26 protein-coding genes are annotated in these 24975 nt (G+C 72.4%); 13 read left to right on the forward strand and 13 right to left on the reverse strand.

What is annotated here, in order from left to right; genetic code table 11:
- The first annotated feature begins 204 nt into the window (after positions 1-204).
- Together ABD366_RS08040 and ABD366_RS08045 are read left to right on the forward strand one after the other, a co-directional pair.
- Positions 205-1032: a DeoR/GlpR family DNA-binding transcription regulator gene (locus tag ABD366_RS08040; RefSeq protein WP_324767224.1), complete on the forward strand. Its 828-nt coding sequence runs from the start codon at positions 205-207 to the stop codon at positions 1030-1032.
- A gap of 129 nt (positions 1033-1161) precedes the next feature.
- Complete coding sequence (locus ABD366_RS08045) at positions 1162-1668, forward strand: SRPBCC family protein (RefSeq protein WP_324767223.1); 507 nt, start codon at positions 1162-1164, stop codon at positions 1666-1668.
- 97 nt (positions 1669-1765) lie between these two features.
- Here ABD366_RS08045 and cds1 read toward each other — a convergent pair whose 3' ends face one another.
- Positions 1766-2908, reverse strand: coding sequence for an L-cysteine desulfhydrase Cds1 (cds1, locus tag ABD366_RS08050; protein ID WP_324767237.1), 1143 nt, complete (start codon positions 2906-2908; stop codon positions 1766-1768).
- A 327-nt stretch (positions 2909-3235) separates the two neighbouring features.
- Between cds1 and ABD366_RS08055 the strand changes: the two genes are divergently transcribed.
- Positions 3236-3550 carry a hypothetical protein gene (locus tag ABD366_RS08055; protein ID WP_324767222.1) on the forward strand — a complete coding sequence of 105 codons (315 nt, stop codon included), beginning with the start codon at positions 3236-3238 and terminating at the stop codon, positions 3548-3550.
- 205 nt (positions 3551-3755) lie between these two features.
- Positions 3756-4268: an ATP-binding protein gene (locus ABD366_RS08060; protein ID WP_324767221.1), complete on the forward strand. Its 513-nt coding sequence runs from the start codon at positions 3756-3758 to the stop codon at positions 4266-4268.
- A gap of 91 nt (positions 4269-4359) precedes the next feature.
- On the opposite strand, the gene ABD366_RS08065 is transcribed toward ABD366_RS08060, so the two are convergent.
- The 3 genes from ABD366_RS08065 to ABD366_RS08075 are packed head-to-tail and all read right to left on the reverse strand — an operon-like array spanning position 4360 to position 7990.
- A complete protein-coding gene (locus ABD366_RS08065) occupies positions 4360-6921 on the reverse strand; it encodes an ABC transporter permease (RefSeq protein ID WP_324767220.1) in 2562 nt (853 codons plus the stop codon).
- On the reverse strand, positions 6918-7688 hold the full coding sequence (locus ABD366_RS08070; RefSeq protein ID WP_324767219.1) for an ABC transporter ATP-binding protein: 771 nt from the start codon (positions 7686-7688) through the stop codon (positions 6918-6920). The genes ABD366_RS08065 and ABD366_RS08070 overlap by 4 nt, the downstream gene beginning before the upstream one ends.
- On the reverse strand, positions 7685-7990 hold the full coding sequence (locus ABD366_RS08075) for an SHOCT domain-containing protein (RefSeq protein WP_324767236.1): 306 nt from the start codon (positions 7988-7990) through the stop codon (positions 7685-7687). The genes ABD366_RS08070 and ABD366_RS08075 overlap by 4 nt, the downstream gene beginning before the upstream one ends.
- A gap of 207 nt (positions 7991-8197) precedes the next feature.
- On the opposite strand from ABD366_RS08075, the gene ABD366_RS08080 reads away from it, so the two are divergent.
- The 4 genes from ABD366_RS08080 to ABD366_RS08095 are packed head-to-tail and all read left to right on the forward strand — an operon-like array spanning position 8198 to position 10738.
- On the forward strand, positions 8198-8806 hold the full coding sequence (locus ABD366_RS08080) for a TetR/AcrR family transcriptional regulator (RefSeq protein WP_324767217.1): 609 nt from the start codon (positions 8198-8200) through the stop codon (positions 8804-8806).
- A gap of 10 nt (positions 8807-8816) precedes the next feature.
- The gene (locus ABD366_RS08085; RefSeq protein WP_324767216.1) at positions 8817-9218 is read left to right on the forward strand and encodes a (R)-mandelonitrile lyase; all 402 of its coding nucleotides are present in this window, start codon (positions 8817-8819) and stop codon (positions 9216-9218) included.
- Between the two features lie 27 nt (positions 9219-9245).
- Positions 9246-9830 carry a DUF4865 family protein gene (locus ABD366_RS08090; RefSeq protein WP_324767215.1) on the forward strand — a complete coding sequence of 195 codons (585 nt, stop codon included), beginning with the start codon at positions 9246-9248 and terminating at the stop codon, positions 9828-9830.
- Positions 9824-10738, forward strand: coding sequence for a phosphotriesterase family protein (locus ABD366_RS08095; protein WP_324767213.1), 915 nt, complete (start codon positions 9824-9826; stop codon positions 10736-10738). Before ABD366_RS08090 ends, ABD366_RS08095 begins: the two co-directional genes overlap by 7 nt.
- A gap of 53 nt (positions 10739-10791) precedes the next feature.
- Here the strand turns inward: ABD366_RS08095 and ABD366_RS08100 are convergent, their stop codons facing one another.
- The 4 genes from ABD366_RS08100 to ABD366_RS08115 all read right to left on the reverse strand — a co-directional run bounded on the left by ABD366_RS08100 (position 10792) and on the right by ABD366_RS08115 (position 14675).
- The gene (locus tag ABD366_RS08100; RefSeq protein ID WP_344441353.1) at positions 10792-12048 is read right to left on the reverse strand and encodes an ROK family protein; all 1257 of its coding nucleotides are present in this window, start codon (positions 12046-12048) and stop codon (positions 10792-10794) included.
- Between the two features lie 80 nt (positions 12049-12128).
- Entirely contained in the window at positions 12129-12773 is a 645-nt protein-coding gene (locus tag ABD366_RS08105) for an alpha-ketoglutarate-dependent dioxygenase AlkB family protein (protein ID WP_324767274.1), read from the reverse strand.
- Positions 12774-12889: 116 nt separating this feature from the next.
- Positions 12890-13750 (reverse strand): class II fructose-bisphosphate aldolase, encoded by an 861-nt coding sequence (locus tag ABD366_RS08110; protein WP_324767275.1) that lies wholly within the window; start codon positions 13748-13750, stop codon positions 12890-12892.
- Between the two features lie 40 nt (positions 13751-13790).
- Positions 13791-14675: an SIS domain-containing protein gene (locus ABD366_RS08115; protein ID WP_324767276.1), complete on the reverse strand. Its 885-nt coding sequence runs from the start codon at positions 14673-14675 to the stop codon at positions 13791-13793.
- A 172-nt stretch (positions 14676-14847) separates the two neighbouring features.
- Here ABD366_RS08115 and ABD366_RS08120 point away from each other — a divergent pair, with 172 nt between their 5' ends.
- The 3 genes from ABD366_RS08120 (at position 14848) to ABD366_RS08130 (ending at position 17847) form a co-directional block, all read left to right on the forward strand.
- The gene (locus ABD366_RS08120; RefSeq protein ID WP_324767277.1) at positions 14848-15627 is read left to right on the forward strand and encodes a DeoR/GlpR family DNA-binding transcription regulator; all 780 of its coding nucleotides are present in this window, start codon (positions 14848-14850) and stop codon (positions 15625-15627) included.
- Positions 15628-15798: 171 nt separating this feature from the next.
- Positions 15799-17037 (forward strand): MFS transporter, encoded by a 1239-nt coding sequence (locus tag ABD366_RS08125; protein WP_324767278.1) that lies wholly within the window; start codon positions 15799-15801, stop codon positions 17035-17037.
- A 72-nt stretch (positions 17038-17109) separates the two neighbouring features.
- Positions 17110-17847: a maleylpyruvate isomerase family mycothiol-dependent enzyme gene (locus ABD366_RS08130; RefSeq protein WP_324767279.1), complete on the forward strand. Its 738-nt coding sequence runs from the start codon at positions 17110-17112 to the stop codon at positions 17845-17847.
- A 110-nt stretch (positions 17848-17957) separates the two neighbouring features.
- Here ABD366_RS08130 and ABD366_RS08135 read toward each other — a convergent pair whose 3' ends face one another.
- On the reverse strand, positions 17958-18368 hold the full coding sequence (locus tag ABD366_RS08135) for a MarR family winged helix-turn-helix transcriptional regulator (protein ID WP_324767280.1): 411 nt from the start codon (positions 18366-18368) through the stop codon (positions 17958-17960).
- A gap of 86 nt (positions 18369-18454) precedes the next feature.
- On the opposite strand from ABD366_RS08135, the gene ABD366_RS08140 reads away from it, so the two are divergent.
- Positions 18455-19960, forward strand: coding sequence for an MFS transporter (locus ABD366_RS08140; protein ID WP_324767281.1), 1506 nt, complete (start codon positions 18455-18457; stop codon positions 19958-19960).
- 49 nt (positions 19961-20009) lie between these two features.
- Here ABD366_RS08140 and ABD366_RS08145 read toward each other — a convergent pair whose 3' ends face one another.
- The 3 genes from ABD366_RS08145 to ABD366_RS08155 form a co-directional block, all read right to left on the reverse strand.
- Positions 20010-20675 carry a response regulator transcription factor gene (locus ABD366_RS08145; protein WP_324767282.1) on the reverse strand — a complete coding sequence of 222 codons (666 nt, stop codon included), beginning with the start codon at positions 20673-20675 and terminating at the stop codon, positions 20010-20012.
- Positions 20672-22009, reverse strand: coding sequence for a sensor histidine kinase (locus tag ABD366_RS08150; RefSeq protein ID WP_324767283.1), 1338 nt, complete (start codon positions 22007-22009; stop codon positions 20672-20674). Before ABD366_RS08150 ends, ABD366_RS08145 begins: the two co-directional genes overlap by 4 nt.
- Positions 22010-22157: 148 nt before the next feature.
- Positions 22158-22907 (reverse strand): TetR/AcrR family transcriptional regulator, encoded by a 750-nt coding sequence (locus tag ABD366_RS08155; RefSeq protein WP_324767284.1) that lies wholly within the window; start codon positions 22905-22907, stop codon positions 22158-22160.
- Between the two features lie 189 nt (positions 22908-23096).
- On the opposite strand from ABD366_RS08155, the gene ABD366_RS08160 reads away from it, so the two are divergent.
- Complete coding sequence (locus ABD366_RS08160; RefSeq protein ID WP_324767285.1) at positions 23097-23600, forward strand: nitroreductase family deazaflavin-dependent oxidoreductase; 504 nt, start codon at positions 23097-23099, stop codon at positions 23598-23600.
- A 91-nt stretch (positions 23601-23691) separates the two neighbouring features.
- Here ABD366_RS08160 and ABD366_RS08165 read toward each other — a convergent pair whose 3' ends face one another.
- On the reverse strand, positions 23692-24912 hold the full coding sequence (locus ABD366_RS08165; RefSeq protein WP_324767299.1) for a geranylgeranyl reductase family protein: 1221 nt from the start codon (positions 24910-24912) through the stop codon (positions 23692-23694).
- Between the last annotated feature and the right edge of the window lie 63 nt (positions 24913-24975).

The following is a 24975-nucleotide window of genomic DNA, read 5'->3' on the forward strand; positions in this document are numbered from 1 at the left end:
GTCCCCCGTTCTTGACCCATTGACAGGATCCCGGCTCAGGACTCGCGCGCGTACCCCCCGTCACGGAATCTCCCCGATCGTTGTGGCACCGATGTGCAGGCCGCACGCGCGGGCGGTGGTACGGCTGTCGGTGGCGCGTGCGAGGATGACGCAGCAGAGCAGGCCGGGTGGCAGGCGGTATCGGGTGAAGGGATCCGACGGGACGTGAGCGAGAATCAGAACCTCCTCGCAGAGCAGCGCCGCGCCCTCATCCTCGACGAGGTCCGCCGCCGCGGCGGCGTCCGGGTCAACGAACTGACCAGGAAGCTCGGCGTGTCCGACATGACGGTCCGCCGCGACCTCGACGCGCTGGCCCGGCAGGGCGTCCTGGAGAAGGTGCACGGCGGAGCCGTCCCGGTCGTCGAGGCGAGCACCCACGAGCCCGGCTTCGAGGCGAAGTCCGGCCTCGAGCTGACCGCCAAGGAGGACATCGCGCGCGCCGCGGCGACGCTGGCCGCGCCCGGCACCGCGATCGCCCTGTCCGGCGGTACGACGACATACGCGCTGGCCCAGCAGTTGCTCGACGTACCGGACCTGACGGTGGTCACCAACTCGGTGCGGGTCGCCGATGTCTTCCACGCCTCGCAGCGCAGCTCGGGCACGCGGCAGGGTGCGGCGACCGTCGTGCTGACCGGCGGAGTGCGCACACCCTCCGACTCGTTGGTGGGGCCGGTCGCCGACCAGGCGATCGCGGCGCTCCACTTCGACGTGCTCTTCCTCGGGGTGCACGGCATAAATCCGGAGGCCGGTCTCTCCACGCCGAACCTCGCGGAGGCGGAGACGAACCGGCGGCTCGTGCAGTCCGCGCGGCGTGTGGTGGTCGTGGCCGACCACACCAAGTGGGGGACGGTGGGCCTGAGTTCGTTCGCCTCCCTCGACCAGGTCGACACGCTGGTGACCGACGGGGGGCTGCCGGTCGAGGCGCGGGCCGAGGTCTGTGAGCATGTGCGGCTCGTCGTCGCCGGTGAGCCGGGCTCCGGTACAGACATCTGACGAGCCGACAGCTAGGGTGACCGTGCCCGTCGCACGGTGGCCGCGCCGCGCCACGTCGACCCTCTGTTCCGCTTGCCCGTCGGAGCGTCCTGTTCCCGTCGGGGCGTCCTGTTTGGGGGCTGAACGTTCATGGCACGCCGGCTTCGTCCCGTTGGCCTCGATTTCGTCGAGAGCGCTCCGCTGCGGCTCGTGTTCGCCCGTGAGGTGTCGGTCCCGCCGGGGGCCGTGTACCGGGCGCTCGCCGAGGATGTCGCGGGGTGGCCGCAGTGGTTCTCCGCGGTGACGCTGGCGCGGCCGTTGGACGGGGGCGCGCGGCGGGAGGTTCGGCTCAAGGGTGGGACGCGGTTCCTGGAGACGGTGGTCGCCGCCGAGCCCGACGCGGTGTACGCGTATCGGGTCGATCAGACCAACGCGCCAGGAATACGCGCCCTGTTGGAGGAGTGGCGGATCGAGGCCGTGCCCGGGGGGACGCGGGTGCAGTGGACTTTTGCGGCGGATGGGGTGTGGGTGTTCCGGGTGGGGTTGCAGGTGGGGCGGGGTGGGCTTGGGCGGGCGTTTCGGGGGGCGGTTGCCGCGCTTGAGCGGCGGGTGGGTGTGGGACCCGGCTCTGACGCCGGCGCTGGTCCCGGGGGCTGAGGTTGCGGGGCGCCGACCCGGACCCCGCTCCTCAATCGCCGGAGGGGCTTGATGTGGGGCGCCGCCCCGAGCCCCGCTCCTCAATCGCCGGAGAGGCTTATCGGGGCCATGTTCCCGTCGTCAGTAGTACGTCGATCGTTTGTGCGTACGGGGTGATGTCCAGGCCCTGTTGCTTCAGCCAGGCGTCCGAGTAGTACTTGTCCAGGTAGCGGTCCCCCGGGTCGCACAGCAGGGTGACCACGCTGCCCTTGTCGCCCTTCGCCACCATCTCCGCGACGATCTTGAGCGCGCTCCACAGGCCCGTGCCCGTCGAGCCTCCCGCCTTGCGGCCGATGCTGCGCTCCAAAGCGCGGACGGCGGCGACGCTCGCCGCGTCGGGGACCTTCATCATGCGGTCGATGGCGCCGGGCACGAAGCTCGGCTCCATGCGGGGGCGGCCGATGCCCTCGATGCGGGAGCCGCAGTCGCTGCTGGCGTCGGGGTTGTTCTCCGTCCAGCCCTCGAAGAAGCAGGAGTTCTCCGGGTCGGCGACGCAGACGCGGGTGTCGTGCTGCATGTAGTGGACATAGCGGGCGAGGGTCGCCGAGGTGCCACCGGTACCGGCCGTCGCCACGATCCAGGTCGGGCAGGGATAGCGTTCCAGTTCCATCTGCCGGTAGATCGACTCGGCGATGTTGTTGTTGCCGCGCCAGTCCGTGGCCCGCTCGGCGTACGTGAACTGGTCCATGTAGTGGCCGCCGGTGCGCTCGGCGAGAGCGGCCGACTCCTCGTACATGGTTCTGGGGTCGTCGACGAAGTGGCACCGGCCGCCGTGGAACTCGATCAGTCGGCATTTCTCGGCGCTCGTCGTACGCGGCATCACCGCGATGAAGGGCACGCCGATCAGCTTCGCGAAGTACGCCTCCGAGACCGCCGTGGAGCCGCTGGACGCCTCGATGACGGGACGGTCCGGCCGGATCCATCCGTTGCACAGTCCGTAGAGGAAGAGCGAGCGCGCGAGGCGGTGCTTGAGGCTGCCGGTGGGGTGCGTCGACTCGTCCTTGAGGTAGAGGTCGATGCCCCAGTGCTCGGGGAGCGGGAAGCGCAGCAGATGGGTGTCCGCCGACCGGTTGTGGTCGGCCTGAACCTTTCGGACGGCCTCTTTCAGCCACGTTCGGTATACGGAATCCGTGTGGTCGACATCGAGCGTCGGGATCGGCTCGCCGGCCGGGCCGTCGCCCGCGGGACAGCCCTGCTGCATCGTGCTCACCGCGCGGCTCCTTCGCGTCGTTGCGCGCGTCGGTCCGGGCGGGATCTCACGAGACGGGGTGCCGAACGGACCGGTGCGGGGCCGGTCGGAAGTGACCGGACGTCTCGATCATAGACACCTTACGTACCCTTCTCACCTGCATAAACATGCCTTTGAGAGCCTCAAAGGCACACCTGGCACAGGCGGCCCGCGTAGGGACGAGGGGGCGCATATTCGCAATGCGCCTGCTGCTTCACGCCGCGTCCACATGCGTACTGGTGCTCCCGGGCAAGTGAGTGCAGACTGCACCGCACAAAGGCATCGAGGGGGCGAAACGGCATGGCGGAGCCGGAGTTCACGGCGACGGGCGTGCGGATCGGGCGGCGACTGCGCTCGCTGACCCGGGCCGGACAGATCCGGATCACGGGTGGCAGGCTCGAACTGCTCACGAGTTACGGCAGTGAGATCGACAGCGCACCCCTGGATGAAGTCCGCGCGGGCAAGCCCTGGTTCGGCTCCGACGACCGCGCCACGGCGGAGGTCGACGGCCGGCGGTATCTGCTGCGTCTCGGCGGCCAGAGCGCGGACGCCGGGCCACCGGCGGCCCGGCGGTTCATCGAGGCCGTCCGCAGCGCCGCGGCACGCACCACCTGACGTCCCTCGCCCCCGGCAGCAGCAGCCGAAGTTGCACGCCCCCGCCCCCTGGGTCACTCTGGTCACACATCGCTACTCAGGGTGCACCGGCGATAACGCTGCGAACCAGCCCGCCGGACATGGAGCGGGCGGTCCTGCCACGGTGCGATCGTCCCGCTCGATCCGTTCTCGTCTTCTTCCGGACCTCATTCGGGGAGTCGCAGCCGTGATCAGCCAGCCCAGCAGGCATTGCACGGTGGAGCTCCAAGCCCTGCCGTCGCGGATCGGCCAGGTCCGCAGAATCGTATCGGCGCAGTTGCGCTACTGGCATCTCGATCCCTTGATAGACCTCGCGGCACTCGGCGTCACCGAGCTGCTGACCAACGTCCACCGGCACGCCGAGCCGGACAAGATGTGCACCGTGGAGATCGAGCTCCTCAAGAGCCGGCTCACGCTGTCGGTCCATGACCACGACCCACGGCTTCCCGTGGTGCGCGACCTGGACGGGCTCTCGACCTGCGGCCGCGGTCTCGCGATGGTCGCGGCGCTCAGCGAGAACTGGGGTGTGCGACCGCATACGGACGGTGGCAAGGTCGTCTGGTTCAGCCTGCCCGCCCCGACCCCGGCGGTGGCCCTGCCCCCGTCCCCGCTCTACGGTCCGGCGGCCACCCTGTGTACCGACGCGCCCGAGCTGCGCGTGTCGGAACATACTCCCGCCCGGTCGGCCGTCGCAGGCTGACCGGGCGGTGACGAACTGCCTGTGTGTGCACGTCGGTCGTCGGCGCTCGCGGTGACGACCGACGTGCATACGCGCGTCGGTCGTCCGTACGTCACTCGGTGGCGATCGCGCGCAGTACGTTCAGGCGCGCTGCCCTGCCCGCCGGTCGCAGGCCCGCCACGGCGCCGGCCGCGAGCCCGGTCAGGGCCACGACGACGAGGTGTGCCGGCGGCAGTGCGAACGCGAAGGCGCTGTCGCTCGCCCCGTCGGAGGCCCTGACCAGGACCCAGCCGAGGAAGCCGCCGAGGACGAGTCCGCCGGCCGTGCCGAACGCGGCGACGAGCACCGACTCCCAGCGGACCATGGCCCGCAGCTGGGCCCGGGTCTGCCCGACGGCCCGGAGCCGGCCCAGCTCCCGGGTGCGTTCGTGAACGGCGAGGGTGAGCGTGTTGGCGATGCCGAGCAGCGCGATGAGTACCGCCAGGGCGAGCAGTGCGTAGACGAGGGTGAGCATCATGTCGGTACCGCTCGCCGAGGACTGTGCGTACTCGTCGCGGGTCTGTACGTCCGGATTGCCGTACGCTTTCGCGACCTTCTCCACCGCCGCGGTGCCCTCCGCCGTGCTGACGCCGTCCTTGAACGTGACCGAGACCAAAGTGTCCGCGTCCTGGGTGCGGTGCGGTGTCCAGGCCTCGCGGCTGATGACGTAGTCGCCGACGAGTTCGGAGCGGCCGTAGACGGCGCGGACCGTGAAGGGCCGTGTCCGGCCGTCGGTGAAGGCGAGCCGGGTGGTGTCCCCGACGTCGAGGTGCCGTTCGTCGGCTTCGGTGCGGGTGAGGGCGATGCCGTTGCCACCGAGGCCGTCCAGGGAGCCCTCGACCGCGCCCAGGTCGAAGGCCGCGGCGAGGGCGGCGGGGTCGGTGACGGTGAGGGCGCGGCCCTCGCCGTCGATGTCCGCGACGCCCTTGCCGAGTCCGACGGCCGTGGCCACCTCCGGCCGCTCGGCGACGGCCGCCGCGAGCCGGGGGCTGAGGCCGCTGCCGCCCGCCCCGAAGGAGGGGGTGGAGACGGCGACGTCCCCTGCGAAGGAGCGGTCGACGGTCTGGTTCATGGTCGCTTTGAGGGAGGCGCCGAAGACGGTGAACAGGGAGAGCACGGCGACGCCGATCATCAGGGCGCCGGCGGTGGCGGCGGTCCGTCGCGGGCTGCGCAGGGCGTTGCGGCGGGCCAGGCCGCCGGTGACGCCGCGGAGTCTGCCGAGCGGGCCGCCGAGGACGCGTACGGCGGAGGTGGCGGCGACCGGGCCGAGGACGATGAACGAGGCGAGGACCAGGACGGCGCCGGTGCCCGCGAGGACGAGGGACGGCGAGGCCAGTACGCCGAGGAGCGTGAGGGCGACCGCGGTCAGGCCGAGGGCGGTGCCGAGGACGGCGCGGCGGCGCGAGGTGCCCGAGTCGTCGACGGCGGTCTCCCGGAGCGCGGCGAGCGGTGCGGTGCGTCCCGCGCGCCGGGCCGGCAGCAGGGCGGACCCCAGGCAGACGGCGACTCCGACGATCAGCGGCAGCAGCATGGACAGGGCGCTGATCCTCAACTCCCCTTCGGGGAAGGGGAATCCGAGGGCGGGGAACAGCGCTTGGAGTCCGGCCGCGACACCGATGCCGGCCGCGAGCCCGGCGGCCGAGGCGAGGACGGCCACGGCGCCCGCCTCCAGGAGCGTCTGAGCGGTGACCTGGCGGCGGGAGGCGCCCAGGGCCCGCAACAGGGCGTTCTCGCGGGTGCGTTGGGCCACCACGATCGCGAAGGTGTTGTGGATCGAGAAGGTCGCGACGAGGAGCGCGATGCCGGAGAAGACGAGCAGGAACGTGGTGAACAGATTCAGGAACTGGCCGGAGATCATGTCGGTGTTCTCCCGCGCGGACTCCTGCCCGGTGATGGCCTCGACTCCCTGCGGCAGCCGGGCCTCCAGGGTGTCGACGAGTTGCCGCTGACTCACCCCGGGGCCCGCCCTGACCTGGATGGACGCGGCCTCGCCCGGCTTCGCCGTGAGGTACTTCCCGGCGTCGGCGCGGGTCATCCCGGTGAAGGTGACCTGGGCCATGCCGTCCTCGCCGCCGAACGTGGCCAGGCCGACGATCGTGACCCGTACGGGGTCGGGTGTCCGCAGGGTCGTCGTGGAGCCGATCTTCAGGCCGCCCTTCTCGGCGGCGCCGCGGTTGACGACGACTTCGCCGCTCCTGCGCGGGACGTGGCCCTCGGCGAGCCGGTACGCGTTGAGCTTCGGGTCGTCGATCCAGTTGCCGGCGAGGGTGGGCGGGCCCTGACCGCCGATGGGTTCGCCGTTAGCGCCGACGAGTTGACCGGCGCCCTGGATGTTCGGTGCCGCGGCGGCGACACCGGGCTCATCGGCCAGGTCGTCGGCGAGGGAGGCGGCGACCGGCCGGCGGGTGCCCTGGCTCTCGCCGGGTGCGGTGATGACGTTCGTGCTGCGGACGACGGCGTCGGTGCCGCTGCCGGCGCCCGCGAACATGTCGTCGAAGCTCGCGCGGAGCGTGTCGCCCATGACGAGCGTGCCCGTGAGGAAGGCGACGCCGAGCAGGACGGCGGTGAACGTACCGGCGAAGCGCCTCTTGTGCGCGGACAGGGATTTCAGGCCGAGCCGGGCGGCGGCGTTCATGACGGCCCCTCCTCCCGGGACGTGGTGGCGTCGAAGGCCTTCATCCGGTCGAGGACCTTCTCGGCGGTCGGGTGCTCCATGCGGTCGACGAGGCGGCCGTCGGCGAGGAAGACGACCTCGTCGGCGTGGGCGGCGGCGACCGGGTCGTGGGTGACCATGACGACGGTGCGGGCCGAGCCGCGGACGGCGCCGCCGAGCAGGCCGAGTACCTCCTCGCCTGAGCGGGAGTCGAGGTTGCCGGTGGGTTCGTCGGCGAAGACGACATCGGGCCGGTTCGCGAACGCCCGGGCCACGGCCACGCGTTGCTGCTGTCCGCCGGAGAGCTCGGCGGGCCGGTGGCGGAGGCGGTCGCGCAGACCCACGGCGTCGATGAGCGCGTCGAGCCACTCGCCGTCGGGGCGGACGCCGGCGAGGTCCGTCGGCAGCGTGATGTTCTCGGCGACGGTCAGGGTCGGCACGAGGTTGAACGCCTGGAAGACGAACCCGATCCGGTCACGGCGCAGCAGGGTCAGACGCCGGTCGTCCAGCGCGCTCAGCTCGGTGTCTCCGAGGTACGCGGAGCCCTCGGTCAGTGTGTCCAGTCCGGCCGCGCAGTGCATCAGCGTGGACTTGCCGGAGCCGGAGGGCCCCATGATCGCGGTGAACCGGCCCGTACGGAACTCGACGCTCACGCCGTCGAGGGCACGGACCGCGGTGGCACCGGATCCGTACACCTTGACGGCGTTCTCGACGCGCGCCGCGGTGCGGGCGAGTGTCGCGGTGGTCATGCCACACCGCCCTTGGACGGCGTGCCGCCGGTGGCGTAGTGCCCGAACTCCTCGTTCAGGACGGTCAGCCGGCGCCAGTACTCGTCCTCGTCGATCTCGCCAGCGGCGAAGCGGCGGCCGAGCACGGCGATCGGCGAGTGCTCCTCGACGCGCGGCGCGGGCCGCCACGGTCCGCGCCGACCGCGCCACACGGTGCGCCGCAGCAGGGTGACGCCGCCGAACACGACGGCCGCCCAGATCAGCGGGAAGAGAAGGATCCACGGGCCGGGGCCGTCGCCGCCGAAGTGCGCGAGGGTCTGCATCTGACTCATCTCCCAGAGGGGTTTCGCGGGTGTGCTGTGCGTGATGAGTCGAGCGTCGCGCCGGGAGGGGGTCCGGGTCGTCGTACGGCCAGCGGCACCGCGCGTACCTCCGCGGGAGTACGAGCAGGGGTGCGGGCCTGCTCCCGGCCCCCGCGCCCGCCCGCTCCTACCGGCTCCGGCCCACCCTTGCCGACTGTAACTACTAGTATGTACGGTGACGTCATGAGCAGCACTCAGGACCGACTGATCGAGACCACCCGCGAGCTCTTGTGGGAGCGCGGCTACGTCGGCACCAGCCCCAAGGCGATCCTCCGGCGCGCGGGGGTCGGCCAGGGCAGCATGTACCACCACTTCACGGGCAAGGGAGATCTCGCCCAGGCCGCGATCCGGCGTACCGGTGAGGAGATGCGGGCCACGGTCGACCGGCTGCTCGACGCCGGAGGCCCGGCGTACGAGCGGATCGCGGCGTATCTGCTGCGGGAGCGCGACGTCCTGCGCGGCTGCCCCGTCGGCCGGCTCACGATGGACCCGGACGTGCTCGCCAGCGAGGAACTGCGCGCACCCGTCGACGAGACCATCGCCCACGTCAAGGCGCGGCTCGCAGAAGTGCTCCAAGAGGGCGTCCACAGCGGCGAGTTCGCCGCACACCTGGTGCCGCGCGATCTCGCCGCGACGATCGTGGCGACCGTGCAGGGCGGCTATGTGCTGGCCCGCGCCTCCGGCGACACGGACGCCTTCGATGCGGGGGTACGCGGCCTGCTCGCGCTCCTCGCCCGCGCCCCGGCCCGCACCTCCCCCGCCCCTTCGACCGACTGAGGAAGCCGACGTGCACATCACGCGCACCCACCCCGACACGCGGCAAGGACCGGCCGAGAACTTCACCGGCCCGGTCTGGCTCGACGAGCTCGCGGCACCCGAACTCCCCTCCCGGCTCAGGCTGTTCAACGTCCACTTCGCTCCCGGGGCGCACACCGCCTGGCACACCCACCCGCACGGCCAGGTCCTGCACGTCCTGGACGGCGAGGGGCGGGTGCAGCGCGAGGGCGGCCCGGTGGAGGTGATCCGGGCGGGCGACACCGTCTGGATCGAGCCGGACGAGTGGCACTGGCACGGCGCCGGGCCGCGCAGCTTCATGACGCATCTGGCGGCCGTCGAAGCGGCGGCGGACGGGACCACCGCCTGCTGGGGCGCGCACGTCGGCGACGACGAGGCCTACCCGGCGCTCTGAAGCAGGCTCCGAGGAGGGGGCAGGACCATGCATGCGATGCAGTACGAGATCACACTCCCGGCCGACTACGACATGGGGGTCATCCGCGAACGGGTGGCGACGCGGCACGGGTTCACGGACACGTTCGCCGGGCTCGGCGTCAAGGCGTATCTGATCCGCGAGAAGGGCGTCGACGGATCGCCGGTCAACGCGTACGCGCCGCTGTATCTGTGGCGCACCGCCGAAGGCATGAACACGTTCCTGTGGGGCCCGCCGTTCCAGGGTCTCGCGGCCGACTTCGGGCGGCCCGTGGTCCAGCACTGGGCGGGCGTGGCGTACGAGGAGGGCGCGGCGGCCGGCGGTACCGCGAGATCGGCGGTGCGGCGGCGCACTCCGGTCGAAGAGGGCGCCGAACTCCCCGAACTGGTCGCACGATCCGTGGACGAGATCCAGCAACTTGTCGCCGAGGGTGGGGTGTTGTTCGCCGCTTCCGCCGTCGACCCGCGTACATGGGAGCTGTTGACCTTCTCCGTCTGGGACCACGACTCCCCCAAGGCGTCCGGCGACCGATATCAGGTGCTGCACCTGTCGCAGCCCGAACGGGAACTTCTGCCGCGCGGGAGGCAGTGGTGAGCGGGTTCGTTCGTACCGTCCAGGGCGATGTGCGGCCGGGTGAGCTGGGCGTCGTCGACGCCCATGACCACCTCTTCTTCCGCAGTCCGCTGCTGCCGGGGCAGGAACTGGACGACGTCGGCCTCGCCCGGCGGGAGCTGGCGGCGTACGCGGCCGTCGGCGGCGGGACCGTCGTGCAGTGGACCCCGTACGGGCTCGGGCGCCGGGCCGAGGAGCTGCCCGCCCTCGCGGCGGCGACCGGGGTGCGCATCGTCGCCGCGACCGGGATGCATCAATCGGCGCACTACGCACCGGAGTTGCTCGCCTCCCGCGCGGACGACCTCGCGGCGCTGTTCGTACGCGAGCTCACCGAAGGCATCGCGGACAGTGGCGTCCGGGCCGGTCTGATCAAGGTCGCCGGCGGGTTCCACGCGCTGGACGCGCATGCACGGTGGACGATGCGGGCCGCCGCCGAGGCACACCACGCCACCGGGGCGCCGATCGCCGTCCACCACGAGCTGGGCACGGGCGCGCTGGACGTACTGGACCTGCTGTGCGGGGAGTTGGCGGTACCGGCCCGGCGGGTGATCCTCGGGCATCTCAACCGCTCGCCCGATCTCGTGACGCAACGGGAGGCGGCCCGGTCGGGTGCGTACCTGGCCTTCGACGGCCCCTCGCGGGCGAACCACGCCACGGACTGGCGCATGCCCGACGCGATGGTGGCCCTGGCCGAGGCCGGGTACGCGGACCGGCTGCTGCTCGGCGGCGACACGACGACCGCCGGCGCGCGGTCGGTGAGCGGCGGGCCCGGGATGCCGTATCTGCTGCGCCGGGTGCGGCCGCGACTGGTCGAGGCCCTGGGCGAGGGGACGGTGGAGCGCGTGCTCGTGGGCAATCCGGCGGAGGCGTTCGCGGTGGACTGGGCCTGAGAACCGGTCTTCCGAGGTGGCCCGGCCGATGGGCGGGACCGGCCGGGACGGGTTCAGGTCCCGGAGAGCGCGCCCAGGGGATCGTCGAGTACGGGCTGCCAGGCCAGTTCGGCGGCCCCGACCAGGCTGTTGTGGTCCAGTGTGCACGCCAGGATGGGGACGCCGCCGCTGCGTCCCCACAGGCTGCGGTCGGCGACGACGGCGCGCAGTCGCTCCGGGGCGGCGTCCAGGAGGGTGCGGTGCAGTCCGCCGAGGATGATCCGGTCCGGGTTGAGGATGTTGACCAGGCCGGCGAGGCCGAGACCTAGCCGGTCGACGAGCGTCTCGACGGCCGTGCGCACCCCGAGGTCGTCCGGGGCCTCGCGCAGCAGCCCGTGCGCCTGTTCGAGGAGTGAGCCGTCAGGGTCCGGGGTGCGGCCCGCCGCGGTGAGGAAGGCCAGCGGGTCGGCCTCCACGTCCAGACAGCCGCGGCTGCCGCAGTGACAGGGCCGGCCCTCGGGGTTGACGGTGAGGTGCCCGACCTCCAGGGCGAGACCCGAACTGCCCGTGTGCAGACGGCCGTCGATGACGAGGGCGCCGCCGACACCGCGGTGCCCGGTGGCGACGCAGAGCAGGTCGCGGGCGCCGCGCCCCGCGCCGTGGCGGTGCTCGGCGAGCGCGGCGAGGTTCACGTCGTTCGCGGCGAACGCCGGGATGCCGGGCGCGGCCTCGCCCACGCAGTCGGCGAAGATCTGCCGCACCGGGGACCCGACGGGCCAGGCCAGGTGCAGCGGGTTGAGGGCGGTGCCCTCGGGTTCCGCGACGGCGGACGGCACGGCGAGCCCCGCGCCCACGCAGCGCCGCCCGGTGGTCTCCAGGAGCCGCAGGCCCGCCTCCACCGCGGAGCGCAGCACGTCCGCCGGGTCCGGGTCGATGATCTCGCAGCCGGGGGTCGTGGCGACGATGTGACCGCCGAGCCCGACGAGAGCCGCGCGGTACCCGTCGGAGTGCACCTGGGCGGCCAGGACCACCGGCCCGTCCTCGGCGACCGAGAGGCGGTGCGAGGGGCGGCCCTGCGAGCCGGCCGCGGCGCTCGGCCTGGCGTCGATGCGGATGAGGCCGAGCGCTTCGAGTTCGGCCGCGACGGCGCCCGCCGTGGCGCGGGTCACGCCGAGTTCGGCGGTGAGGACGGCGCGGGTCGGGGCCCGTCCGGTGTGGACGAGTTCGAGCGCGGGACCGAGCGCGCTGCGGCCCCGCTCCAGGCGCGGTGGCCGCGCGGCACCGTCGCCCGCCGTGTGGCCCCCGGTCCCGGAGGCCGCCCTGCCGCCCATCAGCAACTCCTCGCCCTGATCACGGTCAGGAATGGTATCCGGTGAACGCGGGGCGCCCGGTCGGTGAACACCGGCACCGCTCACATACCGCTGACGCGCAAGGTGATGTTGAGCCGTCCTTCCAGACCCAGTTCCGGCGGGGCGGTGCCGCGCAGGGTGCGCGGAACCCCGTGGTAGGCGAACCGGGAAGGACCGCCGAACACGAAGAGGTCCCCGCTGTGCAGCTCCACGTCCGTGTAGGGCTTCGTCCGGGTCTCGGTGTTGCCGAACCGGAAGACACACGTGTCACCGAGGCTGAGCGAGACGACGGGCGCGGCGGACTTCTCGTCGCGGTCCTTGTGCAGGCCCATGCGGGCGTCCGCGTCGTAGTAGTTGATCAGGGCGATGTCGTAAGTCTCCGTGGGGGCTTGTCCGCCGTACGCGACGTGCACCGCGCGCCGGCCGAGATCGGCCAGTTCCGGCGGCATCGCCTTCACCGGCCGCCCGTCCCCGTCGACGGCGGTGCGCGCGTACCCGTACGGGAACCAGTGCCAGCCGAGCCCGAACTGCCTCACGGTCATCCGGCCGCCGCCGGGAAGGCGCACCTCGCGCAGCCCCGCGGGCGGCCTGGCCCACGTCCGGCACGACGCGACGAGCGCACGCTGCTGCGCCGGGTCGAGCCAGTCCGGGACGTGGACGGCGCCGGGGGCGATCTCCTCGGGCGCACGGGCGAACAGTCCGGTCATGCCCACCATTTTGCGCCCTGGGCGTCAGGGCGACCTGCCCCTTCCGGGGGTCGCCCGCGTGTGCGCCCCGGCGGTCGGACTGCCGGGGCGCACACAGGGTTGCTACGGCGACGGGCTCAGCCCCGCAGCACCGTGATCAGTTCGCCGACGGTGCGGGACATGGCCTCGCGCCCGACCGTCAGGTACTTGCGGGAGTCGACCGCGTCGGGGTGCGTCGCGAGGAACTCCCTGATGGCGGCGGTCATCGCGATGTTCAGGGCGGTCCCGACATTGACCTTGGCGATGCCGCCCCGCACGGCCGCCGCCAGCTCGTCGTCGGGCACCCCGGAGGAGCCGTGCAGCACGAGCGGTACGTCGAGGTCCCGCAGGCCCTCGGCGAGTTGCTCGAGGAGGTCGTGGTCGAGGGCGGCGGTGCGGGTGGTCATGGCGTGCGAGGAGCCGACCGCGACGGCGAGGGCGTCCACGCCCGCGTCGGAGACGAACGCGCGGGCCTCCCCCGGGTCGGTGCGGGCGCCGGGCGCGTGCGCGTCGAGCGGCGCGGCCCCGTCCTTGCCGCCGACCTCGCCCAGCTCGGCCTCCACCCACAAACCGTTGGCGTGCCCCCAGTCCGCCGCGGCGCGGGTCGCCGCGAGGTTCTCGTCGTAGGAGAGACGCGCGGCGTCGTACATCACCGAGCTGAAGCCGGCGTCGGCGGCCTGCCGCAGCAGATCGTCGCTCTGTACGTGGTCGAGGTGGAGGGCGACGTCGACGCGGGCCCCGTCGGCGACGGCGGCCGCGGCGCGGGCCAGCGGCTGGAGGCGGCCGTAGCGGTAGCGGACCGCGTTCTCGGAGATCTGCAGGATGACGGGCGCGTCGACGGCCTCGGCGCCCGCGACGACGGCCTCGATGTGTTCGAGGGTGATGACGTTGAAGGCGGCGACGGCGCCGCGGCGGGCCGCGGCCGCGCCGACGAGCGTCCCTGTTGCTGCGAGGGGCACTGCCCCTCCTTTCACATGGTCAAGTGTCCGGTGGGAGCGATCAGTTGGCGCCGAGGATCACGGAGCGCGTGAGGTGGCGGGGCTGGTCGGGGTCGAGGCCCTGGCGCGCGGCGACCGCGACGGCCAGGCGCTGGGCGCGCACGAGTTCGGCCAGCGGGTCGAGCCGGCCCTCGACCCAGAGCGCGCCGGTCGCGCCGACCTGCTCGGCCAGACCCTCGGGCGCCTCGCCGAGCATCCAGGTGGCGGTGCCCGCGGTGGTGACGCTGATCGGGCCGTGGCGGTACTCCATCGCCGGGTACGCCTCGGTCCACGACAGGGAGGCCTCGCGCATCTTCAGCGCGGCCTCGTTGGCCAGGCCGACGGTCCAGCCGCGGCCGAGGAAGGTGAACTGGCCGCACTCCACGAGCCCCGCGGGCAGCGGCTCGGCGAGCGCGGTGCGCGCGTCGGCCACGGCCTGCTCGGTGTGCAGGCCGAGGTGGGCGCGGAGCAGGGTGAGCGCGGTGGTGGCGAAGCGGGTCTGCACCACGGACCGCTCGTCGGCGAAGTCGAGGACCACGAGGTCGTTGGCGGCCGTCTTGATGGGCGTGTCCGGGTCACCGGTGATCGCGGTCGTGCGGACCGTGCCCTTGAGGGCGGCCAGCAGGTCCAGGACCTCGGTCGTGGTGCCGGACCGGGTCAGCGCGATCACCCGGTCGTAGGCCCGGCCGGCCGGGAACTCCGACGCCGCGAACGCGTCGGTCTCGCCCTGCCCCGCCTGCTCGCGCAGCGCGGCCGCGGCCTGCGCCATGAACCAGGAGGTGCCGCAGCCGACGATCGCGACCCGCTCCCCGGCCGCCGGCAGGGCCGCCTCGTGCGTACGGGCCAGTTCCGCGGCCCGCGTCCAGCACTCCGGCTGGCTGTTCAGCTCGTTCTCGACGTGACTCATGCCGTACCCACTCCCCGATCGGACGTGCGGGCGCGGGCGCGCCACGCGCTGGTGCATGTGATGCTTGTTCATGCAAGATATAGATAGCTTTCAATCACTATCAAGCATTAGCGCGCAAACGGTTAAGGTCGTCCGACCGAGTAGATCGACGTGAGACGTGAGGAGGCCGCGGATGTCCCGCGACGCCCGCTGGAAGTCCCTCCTGGAGCTGCTCGTCGAGCGCGGTCGCCTCGATGTGGAGGTGGCGGCGGCCGAACTGGGCGTCTCCGCCGCGACGATCCGGCGCGACTTCGACCAGCTCGCCGAGCAGCAGATGCTGGTGCGCACGCGCGGCGGCGCCGTCGTGCACGGCGTCAGCTACGAACTCCCCCTGCGCTACAAGACCGCGCTCGGCGCCGCCGAGAAGCAGCGCATCGCCAAGGCGGTCGCCGAACTCCTCACCCCCGGCGAGGCGGTGGGCCTGACCGGCGGCACGACGACGACGGAGGTCGCGCGGGCGCTCGCCGTCCGGCCCGACCTCGCCTCGGGCACCCCGGCCCTGACCATCGTCACGAACGCCCTGAACATCGCCAACGAGCTGGCGGTACGCCCCCAGTTCAAGATCGTGCTGACCGGCGGCGTCGCCCGTCCGCAGTCGTACGAGTTGATCGGACCGCTCGCCGACGGCGTACTCGGCCAGGTCACGCTGGACACGGCGGTGCTCGGCGTCGTGGGCCTCGACGTCACGCACGGCGCCTCCGCGCACGACGAGGCGGAGGCCGCGATCAACCGGCTGCTCTGCGAGCGGGCGGAGCGGGTCGTCGTCGCGGCGGACTCCAGCAAGCTGGGCCAGCGGGCGTTCGCCCGGATCTGCGCCGTGAGCGAGGTGGACATCCTGGTCACGGACACCGCGGCCGACAAGGAGACGCTTGCCCGGTTCGAGGAAGCGGGGGTCCAGGTCGTCGCGGTCTGAACCGACGGAACGGCCGTAGGGGCAGTTGCCGGGGCAGTTGACAGGCGGTCGTAGAACCGGTCTTCGGACCGAGCAAGGCGCGCGGAGCCCACACCCCGCGCGCCTTTCGCGTGCCGTACCCCCTCAGCAACCCCCTTGTCCCGAACGGAACCCCCGCTCTACTCTGACTTTGTGCCGCTACTGAACAAACTCCGGTCCGTCAGCGCCGACGGACCGCACTCCTCGCCCCTGTCCCGCCTGCGTACCGTCATCACCGTCTTCTTCGCCCTCGACGGCTTCGTCTTCGCGGGCTGGGTGGTGCGCATCCCCGCGATCAAGGAGCAGACGGGGGCATCCGCCAGCGCGCTCGGGCTCGCGCTGCTGGGGGTGTCGGCGGGCGCGGTCGTGACGATGATGCTGACGGGCGGGCTGTGCCGCCGGTTCGGCAGCCATGCGGTGACCGTGGCCTGCGCCGTGCTCCTCCCCCTCACCGTCGCCCTGCCTCCGCTGACGCACTCGCCGCTCACCCTCGGTCTCGTCCTGCTGCTGTTCGGAGCGGCGTACGGCGGGATCAACGTGGCGATGAACAGCGCGGCCGTCGACCTCGTGGCCGCGCTCGGCCGGCCGGTCATGCCGAGCTTCCACGCCGCGTTCAGCCTCGGCGGCATGGTCGGATCCGGCCTCGGCGGACTGGTCGCGGGGCACCTCTCCCCCACCCGGCATCTGCTGGCCATCACCGTGATCGGGCTCGTGGTCACCGCGGCGGCCGCCCCGGCCCTGCTGCGCCACACACCGCCGCGCCCCGCGGAACGGGCCCGTGACGCCGAACCCAAGGTGCCGCACGTACGTGCGACGGCCGCCGACGCCACCCGCCGCGCCGGCGGCCGGACCCGGGGCCTGGTTCTCGTCTTCGGGCTCATCGCCCTGTGCACGGCGTACGGGGAAGGGGCCCTGGCCGACTGGAGCGCGCTGCACCTGGAACAGGACCTGCACGCCCACCCGGGCGTCGCCGCCGCCAGTTACTCCTGCTTCGCGTTCGCCATGACGATCGGCCGACTCTCCGGGACGACGCTGCTCGAACGGCTCGGCCGGACCCGGACGGTGGTGTACGGCGGGGCGACCGGCGCGGCCGGAATGCTGCTCGGCTCGCTCGCGCCCTCGGTGTGGCTGACCCTCATCGGTTTCGCGGTGACCGGGCTCGGCCTGGCGAACATCTTCCCCGTCGCGGTCGAGCGGGCCGGGGCGCTGGCCGGCCCGACCGGGGTCGCCGCGGCGTCGACCCTCGGCTACGGCGGCATGCTGCTCGGGCCGCCCGCGATCGGCTTCATGGCGGACTGGTTCTCCCTGCCGACGGCCCTGACCAGCGTGGCGCTGCTCGCGGCGGTGGCGGCGACGATCGGCTTCACGACGCGCCACGCGGCCGCGGCCTGACGGTCCCGGGGTACGCGTCTCATTGTTCGAAATCCCTGCCGCCGGGCGCACTTCACCCGGCACACTCGCCCCATGGAGATTGCGGAGCACCTACATGTCCTGGACACGGAGGGCCGGCGGCTCGCGGTGGCCGCCGAACGGGCGGGCGTCGACGCCAAGGTGCCGACCTGCCCGGACTGGCAGATCCGTGACCTGCTGCGGCACACGGGCATGGTGCACCGCTGGGCCGCGGCGTTCGTCGCAGAGGGGCACCAGGGGTTCCACCCCGACGGAGGGCTGCCCGATCTCGACGGGGAGCCCTTGCTCGACTGGTTCCGCCAGGGACACACGTATCTGGTCGACACGTTGACGCAGGCGCCGCCGGACGTGTCGTGCTGGGCGTTCCTGCCGGCGCCGTCGCCGCTCGCCTTCTGGGCGCGGCGGCAGGCCCACGAGACGACGGTGCACCGCGTGGACGCGCAGTCGGCGCTGGCGACCGCGCCGGACCCGATCGCCGAGGACGTCGCGGTCGACGGGATCGAGGAACTCCTGCGCGGGATGCACGCCCGGCAGAAGAGCCGGGTGCGTTCCGCCGAACCCAAGGTGCTGCGGGTACGCGCGACGGACGCGGACGCGACCTGGACGGTACGCATTTCGCAGGACCCGCCGGTGACCGAGCGGGGTGAGGCGGGCGAGGCGGACTGCGAACTGGCGGGCCCGGCCGCACGTCTCTACTTGTCGCTGTGGAACCGGCTGCCGTTCCCGTCCCTGACGGGCGACGCGACGGTGGCCGCGCTGTGGCGGGAGCGCTCGGCGATCACCTGGGGCTGACCGGGACCGCGACGGACCACGGCCGGGGGCCGTCAGACATCGGGCACGGCGGGGGTCGTCAGACATCGGGCACAGCGGAGGCCGGCAGACAACGGGCACAGCGGGGGCCGTCAGGCGCCGGGCTCCAGCATCCGGCTCAGGACGGCCCGCTGCAACGGCCGTACCTCGCCGTGCAGTTCGCGGCCCTTCGGGGTGAGACAGACCCGCACCCCGCGCCGGTCCTCGCTGCACATGCCGCGCTCCACGAGCCCGTCCTTCTCGAGGCGTCCGATGAGGCGGGACAGGGCGCTCTGGCTCAGATGGACCTGCGTGGCGATCTCCTGCACCCGAAAGCCCGACGTGCCGTCCTCCGCGCTGCCTTCGGCGAGCACGTCGAGGACCTCGAAGTCGCTGGCGCCCAGGCCGTGCTGATGCAGCTCACGGTCGAGCTCGCACATCGTGCGCGCGTGTACCGCCAGGATGTCCCGCCACTGCCCCACGAGGCCCGACGCGGCCCCCGCTTCCGACTTCTGTGCCGCCATGAGCGCACCGTAGCAGAAAAACGCCTTTTGTTGCATCGGCATTAAATGCACTTGCATTCAATGCATGCGCATGTACCGTGCTGCGCATGACTTCTCCGCTCACCACCGCTCCGTCGTCCCCGGAGCCGTCCGCGCAGGATCAGGGGCACTGGTCGCCCCGCTTGTGGGGGACCCTGCTCGTCCTCTGCGCCGCGATGTTCCTCGACGCGCTCGACGTGTCGATGGTCGGCGTCGCCCTGCCCTCGATCGGCTCGGAACTGGGCCTGTCGACCTCGACGCTGCAATGGGTCGTCAGCGGCTACATCCTCGGCTACGGCGGCCTGTTGCTGCTCGGCGGCCGCGCGGCCGACCTGCTCGGGCGCCGCCGCGTCTTCCTCATCGCGCTCGGCGTCTTCGCGGTGGCGTCGCTGCTCGGCGGACTCGTCGACTCCGGGCCGCTGCTCATCGCCAGCCGCTTCATCAAGGGCCTGAGCGCCGCCTTCACCGCGCCCGCCGGACTGTCGATCATCACGACGACGTTCGCCGAGGGCCCGGTCCGCAACCGCGCCCTGTCCATCTACACCACCTGCGCCGCCACCGGCTTCTCCATGGGTCTCGTCCTGTCCGGCCTGCTGACGGAGGCGAGCTGGCGTCTGACCATGCTGCTGCCCGCCCCGATCGCCGTGATCGCGCTGTTCCTCGGTCTCAAGCTGATCCCGCACAGCGCCAAGGAGGAGAACCACCGCGGCTACGACATCCCCGGCGCCATCACCGGCACGCTCGCCATGCTGCTGCTGGTCTTCACCGTGGTCCAGGCACCGGAGGCCGGCTGGGGATCGGCCCGCACCCTGCTGTCCTTCCTCGCCGTCGCCGTGCTGCTCACTGCGTTCGTCCGCATCGAGCGCCGCTCGCCCGGACCGCTGATCCGGCTCGGGGTACTGCGCTCCGGCTCCCAGATCCGCGCCCAGATCGGCGCGATGACCTTCTTCGGCAGTTACGTCAGCTTCCAGTTCCTGGCGACCCTCTACCTCCAGTCGCTGCTCGGCTGGTCCGCGCTGAGCATGGCCCTGGCGTTCCTGCCGGCGGGCGCCCTGGTGGCCCTGTCGTCCACGAAGGTCGGCGCGATCGTGGACCGCTTCGGCACACCCCGGGTGATCGCCGTGGGCTTCGCCCTCATGGTGCTCGGCTACGCCCTGTTCCTGCGCATCAGCCTCGATCCGGTCTACGCGGCCGTCATCCTGCCGACGATGCTGCTGATCGGCGCGGCCTGCGCCCTGGTCTTCCCGTCCCTCAACATCCAGGCCACGAACGGCGTGCACGACGACGAGCAGGGCATGGTCTCCGGTCTGCTCAACACCTCCGTGCAGGTCGGCGGCGCGATCTTCCTCGCGGTGGTGACCGCCGTGATCACCGCGAACGCCCCCGAGGGTTCCTCGCCCCAGGCGCTCCTGGACAGCTTCCGCCCCGGCCTGCTGGTGGTCACCGCCGTCGCTCTCGTGGGCCTGCTGGCGACACTGACCGGCCTGCGCACGCGTCGCGCCCAGGACACCGTCGTCGTCATCAAGTCCGTGCAGCAGGAGGCCGAGGAGGCGCGACTCGCCCTGCGCGACTGACACCGGCACCGACGCCGGGCCCGGGGCACACGCCCCGGGTCCGCCACGGTCAGCCCAGCCAGCCGGGCCGTACCAGGCCCGACTCGTAGGCGAGGACGACCAGTTGGGCGCGGTCCCGGGCGCCCAGTTTGACCATGGTGCGGCTCACGTGGGTCTTCGCGGTGAGCGGGCTGACGACCAGCCGGCGGGCGATCTCGTCGTTGGACAGACCGATACCGACGAGCGCCATCACCTCCCGCTCCCGCTCGGTCAGTCCGGCCAGCGACGCGTCGGCCGCCGGCTCCTTGGACCGGACCGCGAACTCGGCGATCAGACGCCGGGTGACACCCGGCGAGAGCAGCGCGTCCCCGTGCACGACGGCTCGTACGGCGCGCAGCAGTTCCTCCGGCTCCGTGTCCTTGACGAGGAACCCGGAGGCGCCGGAACGAATCGCCTCGAAGACGTACTCGTCGAGCTCGAAGGTGGTGAGCATGACCACCTTCACCGCGCGCAGCTCCGCGTCCTCCCCGATCCGGCGAGTCGCGGCGAGCCCGTCGAGGAGCGGCATCCGGATGTCCATGAGGACGACGTCGGGCCGCAGTTCGCGTACCGCGCGCACCGCCTCCTCGCCGTCGGCGGCCTCGCCCGCGACCTCGATGTCGCTCTGCGCGTCGAGCAGCGCCTTGAATCCGGCGCGGACGAGCGATTGATCGTCTGCGAGCAGTACGCGGATCAACGGGGGGCCTCCGATGACGAGGATGCGGAAGAAGGTGGCGGAGGAGGTGGAGGTAGAGGAGGAGGTAGAGGAGGAGGTGGAGACGAGGGTGCCGATGGCGTGGCGGTGAGCGGCAGTTCGGCGACGACGCGGAAGCCGCCGTCGGGGCGCGGGCCCGCTTCGATCGTGCCACCGAGGGCGGCGGCCCGCTCCCGCATTCCGGCGAGCCCGTTGCCGCTGCCGCCCGCGTCGGCCTGGCTCGCGGGACCGTCGTCGTCGACGGTGAGCGTCAACAGGCTTTTCGTGTAGTGCAGTTGGACCCGGGCCCGGCGCGAACCGGAGTGCCGTACGACGTTGGTGAGCGCCTCCTGCACGATCCGGAACGCGGCGAGATCGGCGCCCGGCGGCAGCGCCGGCCGCTTCCCGTCCGTGCGTACGTCGACGGTGAGTCCCGCTCCGGCCGCCTGCTCGACGAGCTCGGGCAGCCGGTCGAGCCCCGGCGCGGGCGCCCGCGGCGCGTCCCCGGGCGCCCTGAGCGTGTCGAGTACCTGCCGCACCTCCCCCAGCGCTTCCTTGCTCGCCTCCTTGATGGTGGTTAGCGCGGTCCGGGCCTGTTCCGGGTCCGAGTCGAGCAGGGCGAGCCCGACACCCGCCTGCACGTTGATCACCGAGATGGAGTGCGCGAGTACGTCGTGCAGCTCACGGGCGATGCGCAGCCGCTCCTCATCGGCCCGCCGCCGCGCGGCCCGCTCGCGCTCGACCCGTTTCTGCTCCCCTTGCTCGCGCCGCACCCGGGTGAGTTCGGCGACGGCCACGACGGCGAGGACCCACGCGGCGACGACTCCCTCCTGCCCCCAGGACCCGGGCCCGTCGGTGGACGGCGGCAGCCGCGCGTACAGCCAGTGCGTCACCAGGAGGTGCCCGAGCCAGAACAGTCCGACGGCGCACCATGCCGCGCGCCTGCGCCCGGCGACGATCGCCGCGAAGCATCCCAGCGCCACCATGAGGAACACCGGCCCGTACGGGTAGCCGCAGCCGAGGTAGACCGTCGCGCAGACCGCCGTGCCGAACGCGACGGTCACCGGATGCCGGTGCCGCCACAGCAACAGCAGGCAGCCCGCGAGCAGCAACAGCCGCCCGTACGCGTCCAGGTCGGTGCGGCCGCTCTGGTGACGCCCCGCGTAGTTCGAGCCGATCAGGACGGAGAGGGTCACCAGCGCCGTGGAACGCCACGGCCATCGGTCGCCACCGCCTGCGCCCCACCACGCGCTCCCCCGGCGCGGTCCGTGCCGCAGCCACGGCGGCCCGCCCCATGCCCGGCCCGGGCCGCCGTCGCCCACTCGCTGCTCGTCCATGCCGCCACGCTAAGGCGCAGGGACCGCGCGGGGCGTCCGCCGGGCGAGGTGATCACACGTACTTCCCTGGGAGTACGCCGTGGAGTACGTCGGCAGGTAGGTCGGGGAGTACGTCGGGACGTATGCGGGCCGGTGCTTCCGGGTCCGGCTACTTCACCAGGCCTACGCCGTGGGCGAGCCCGGTCGCGGCATGGGTGAAGAACGCGGCACGGTCCTCGACGACCTTGTTGAACTGGCCGAACACCTCGAACCCGACGAGCCCGTACAGCTGGGCCCACGCGGCGACGAGCGCGGTCATCACCTCCGGCGGCAGGTCCGGCGCGAGATCCGCGGCGATCCTGTCCGCCTCGGCCCGCACCCCGGGCGTCAGCGGCGGCAGCGCCACACCCTTGCCCTCGTAGGCCTCCCGGAGGATGGCGATGAGCAGCAGGCCGACCCGGGAAGCGGCCGGGACCGTCGTCGCGGGGGCGGTGTAACCGGGTACGGGCGAGCCGTAGATGAGCGCGTACTCGTGCGGGTGCTCCAGCGCCCATGCCCGCACGGCCTGGCACACAGTGACCCAGCGGCGGGCCGGCGTAGGCCCCTCGCCCGCCTCTCCGGCCTCGCCGATCGCACGGAACGCGGCGTCCGCTTCCTCGGCGGCCGCGCCCAGGGAGTCGTAGGCGTCGATGATCAGTGCCGTCAACAGGTCGTCGCGGCTGGGGAAGTAGCGGTACAGGGCCGAGGAGACCATGCCGAGCTCGCGGGCTACGGCGCGCAGCGAGAGCTTGGCGGCGCCGTCGGCGGCGAGCTGCCTGCGCGCTTCGTCCTTGATGGCGGCGGTGACTTCCTGCCGCGCGCGGGCGCGGGCTCCCTGTGTGGCGCGTGCGCCTGGGGGCGTGCTGCGGCTCGTAGTCATGGGGACAGTGTCGCATGGAGGCGGAGCACCGCACACGTTTCGGAGCAGTGCACGTGTTTCGGAACAGTGACCGCGTTTCGGAGCGCCGCGCCGAAATGAGAGCAGTGCTCTTGCTTTGGATCACCGAACTCGTGCACACTGCTCTCAAGCGAGAGCAGTGCTCTCGAACTTCACTTCTTGGGGGTCCCGATGTCCACGTCCACGTCCTCATCCACGTCCACGTCCTCATCCACGTCCACGTCCGCACACGCACACGTGCAGAAGCCCGGCTGGTTCACCGTCAACGTCCTGAACCGTTCCGTGGCGTGGCTGACCCGCCGGGGCCTCAGCGTCTGGGGCTCCCGGGTGCTGGCCGTCCGCGGCCGCAAGAGCGGCGCCTGGCGCACCACGCCGGTCAACCTGCTGACCGTCGACGGGCAGCCCTATCTCGTCGCGCCGCGCGGCCATGTGCAGTGGACCCACAACATGCGGGCCGCGGGCGGCGGGGAACTGCGTCTGGGCAAGAAGGCCGACGCGTTCACCGCCACCGAGGTCGCCGACGACGACAAGCCCGCGCTGCTGCGCGCTTACCTCAAGCGCTGGAAGGCGGAGGTCGGCGTCTTCTTCAACGGGGTGGGCCCGGAGTCGTCCGACGAGGAACTGCGCCGCATCGCCCCCGACCACCCCGTCTTCCGGGTCGAGCTCAAGAGCTGACCGGGCTCAAGAGCTGACCGAGCTCGCGAGTCGGCCGAGCACGCGAGTCGGCCGCGTTCGAAAGCAGACCGAACCCGGGAGCTGACCGAACTCAGGAGTCGACCGCTTTGCGGTCGAGCCGCGACAGCGCTCGCCCCGCCATCGGGTGCGTGCGCACGAGCTCGCCGAGGGTCGTCGAGCCGCGGGTGATCCTCGCGAACGCGTTCCACGCGGGGCGGAAGCCGGTGAGGACCGCGTGCAGCAGCCCCGGCTTGCGCTCGAAGAGGGTCAGCATGCGCTTGCCGACGGCCATCTCGACGCCGAGCCCGGCCTTGATGGCGAACGCGTAGTTCAGCGCCTGGCGGCGGGCGTCCACCGCGTCGTGCGCCTCGGAGATGCGCACCGCCCACTCCCCCGCGAGCCGCCCCGAGCGCAGCGCGAACGAGATGCCCTCGCGGGTCCACGGTTCGAGCAGCCCCGCCGCGTCACCGCAGACCAGGACCCGGCCGCGGGAGAGCGGCGAGTCGTCGGCGCGGCAGCGCGTCAGGTGCCCGGAGGAGATCGAGGGCTCGAACCCGGCGAGCCCGAGCCGCCCGATGAAGTCCTCCAAGTACCGCTTGGTGGCGGCTCCTTCGCCCCGGGCCGAGATCACGCCGACGGTCAGGGTGTCGTCCTTGGGGAAGACCCAGCCGTAACTGCCGGGCATCGGGCCCCAGTCGATGAGGACACGGCCGCGCCAGTCGTCGGCGACCGCTTCCGGGACCGGGATCTCCGCCTCCAGGCCGAGGTCGACCTGGTCGAGCTTGACCCCGACGTGGGCCCCTATGCGGCTCGCGCTGCCGTCCGCGCCGACCACGGCCCGGGCCAGGACCGTCTCGCCGTCCTGGAGGACCACGGCTACGGTGCGCCGGTCGGGCACCTCGCTGCCGTGCTGCTCGACGCGCGAGACCGTGGCGCCGGTCCGCAGTTCGGCGCCCGCCTTCTGGGCGTGCTCGACGAGCTGGGCGTCGAACTCGGGCCGGTTGATGAGCCCGAACAGCATGCTCCTGGAGCGCCGGGTGCGCGCGTACTTGCCGTCCAGGGAGAACGTCACCGCGTTGATCCGGTCCTTCAGCGGCAGCTCGAAGCCCGGCGGCAAGGAGTCCCTCGACGGGCCGATGATGCCGCCACCACACGTCTTGTAGCGCGGGATGTCCGCTTTCTCCAGGAGCAGGACCCGCCGTCCGGCGACCGCGGCCGCGTACGCGGCGGACGCCCCCGCCGGGCCCGCGCCCACGACGACGACGTCCCACACCTCCAGGGCCTGCTCGCCGTCGGCCCGCTCGTCGTCCATGTCGTTGCCGTCCGTCGAGTTCTCGCTGCTCACGATGGTCTACTGCTCCCGATCCAGCTGCCT

Source organism: Streptomyces kunmingensis, from assembly GCF_039533535.1.
In the GTDB taxonomy this organism is placed as follows: domain Bacteria; phylum Actinomycetota; class Actinomycetes; order Streptomycetales; family Streptomycetaceae; genus Streptomyces; species Streptomyces kunmingensis.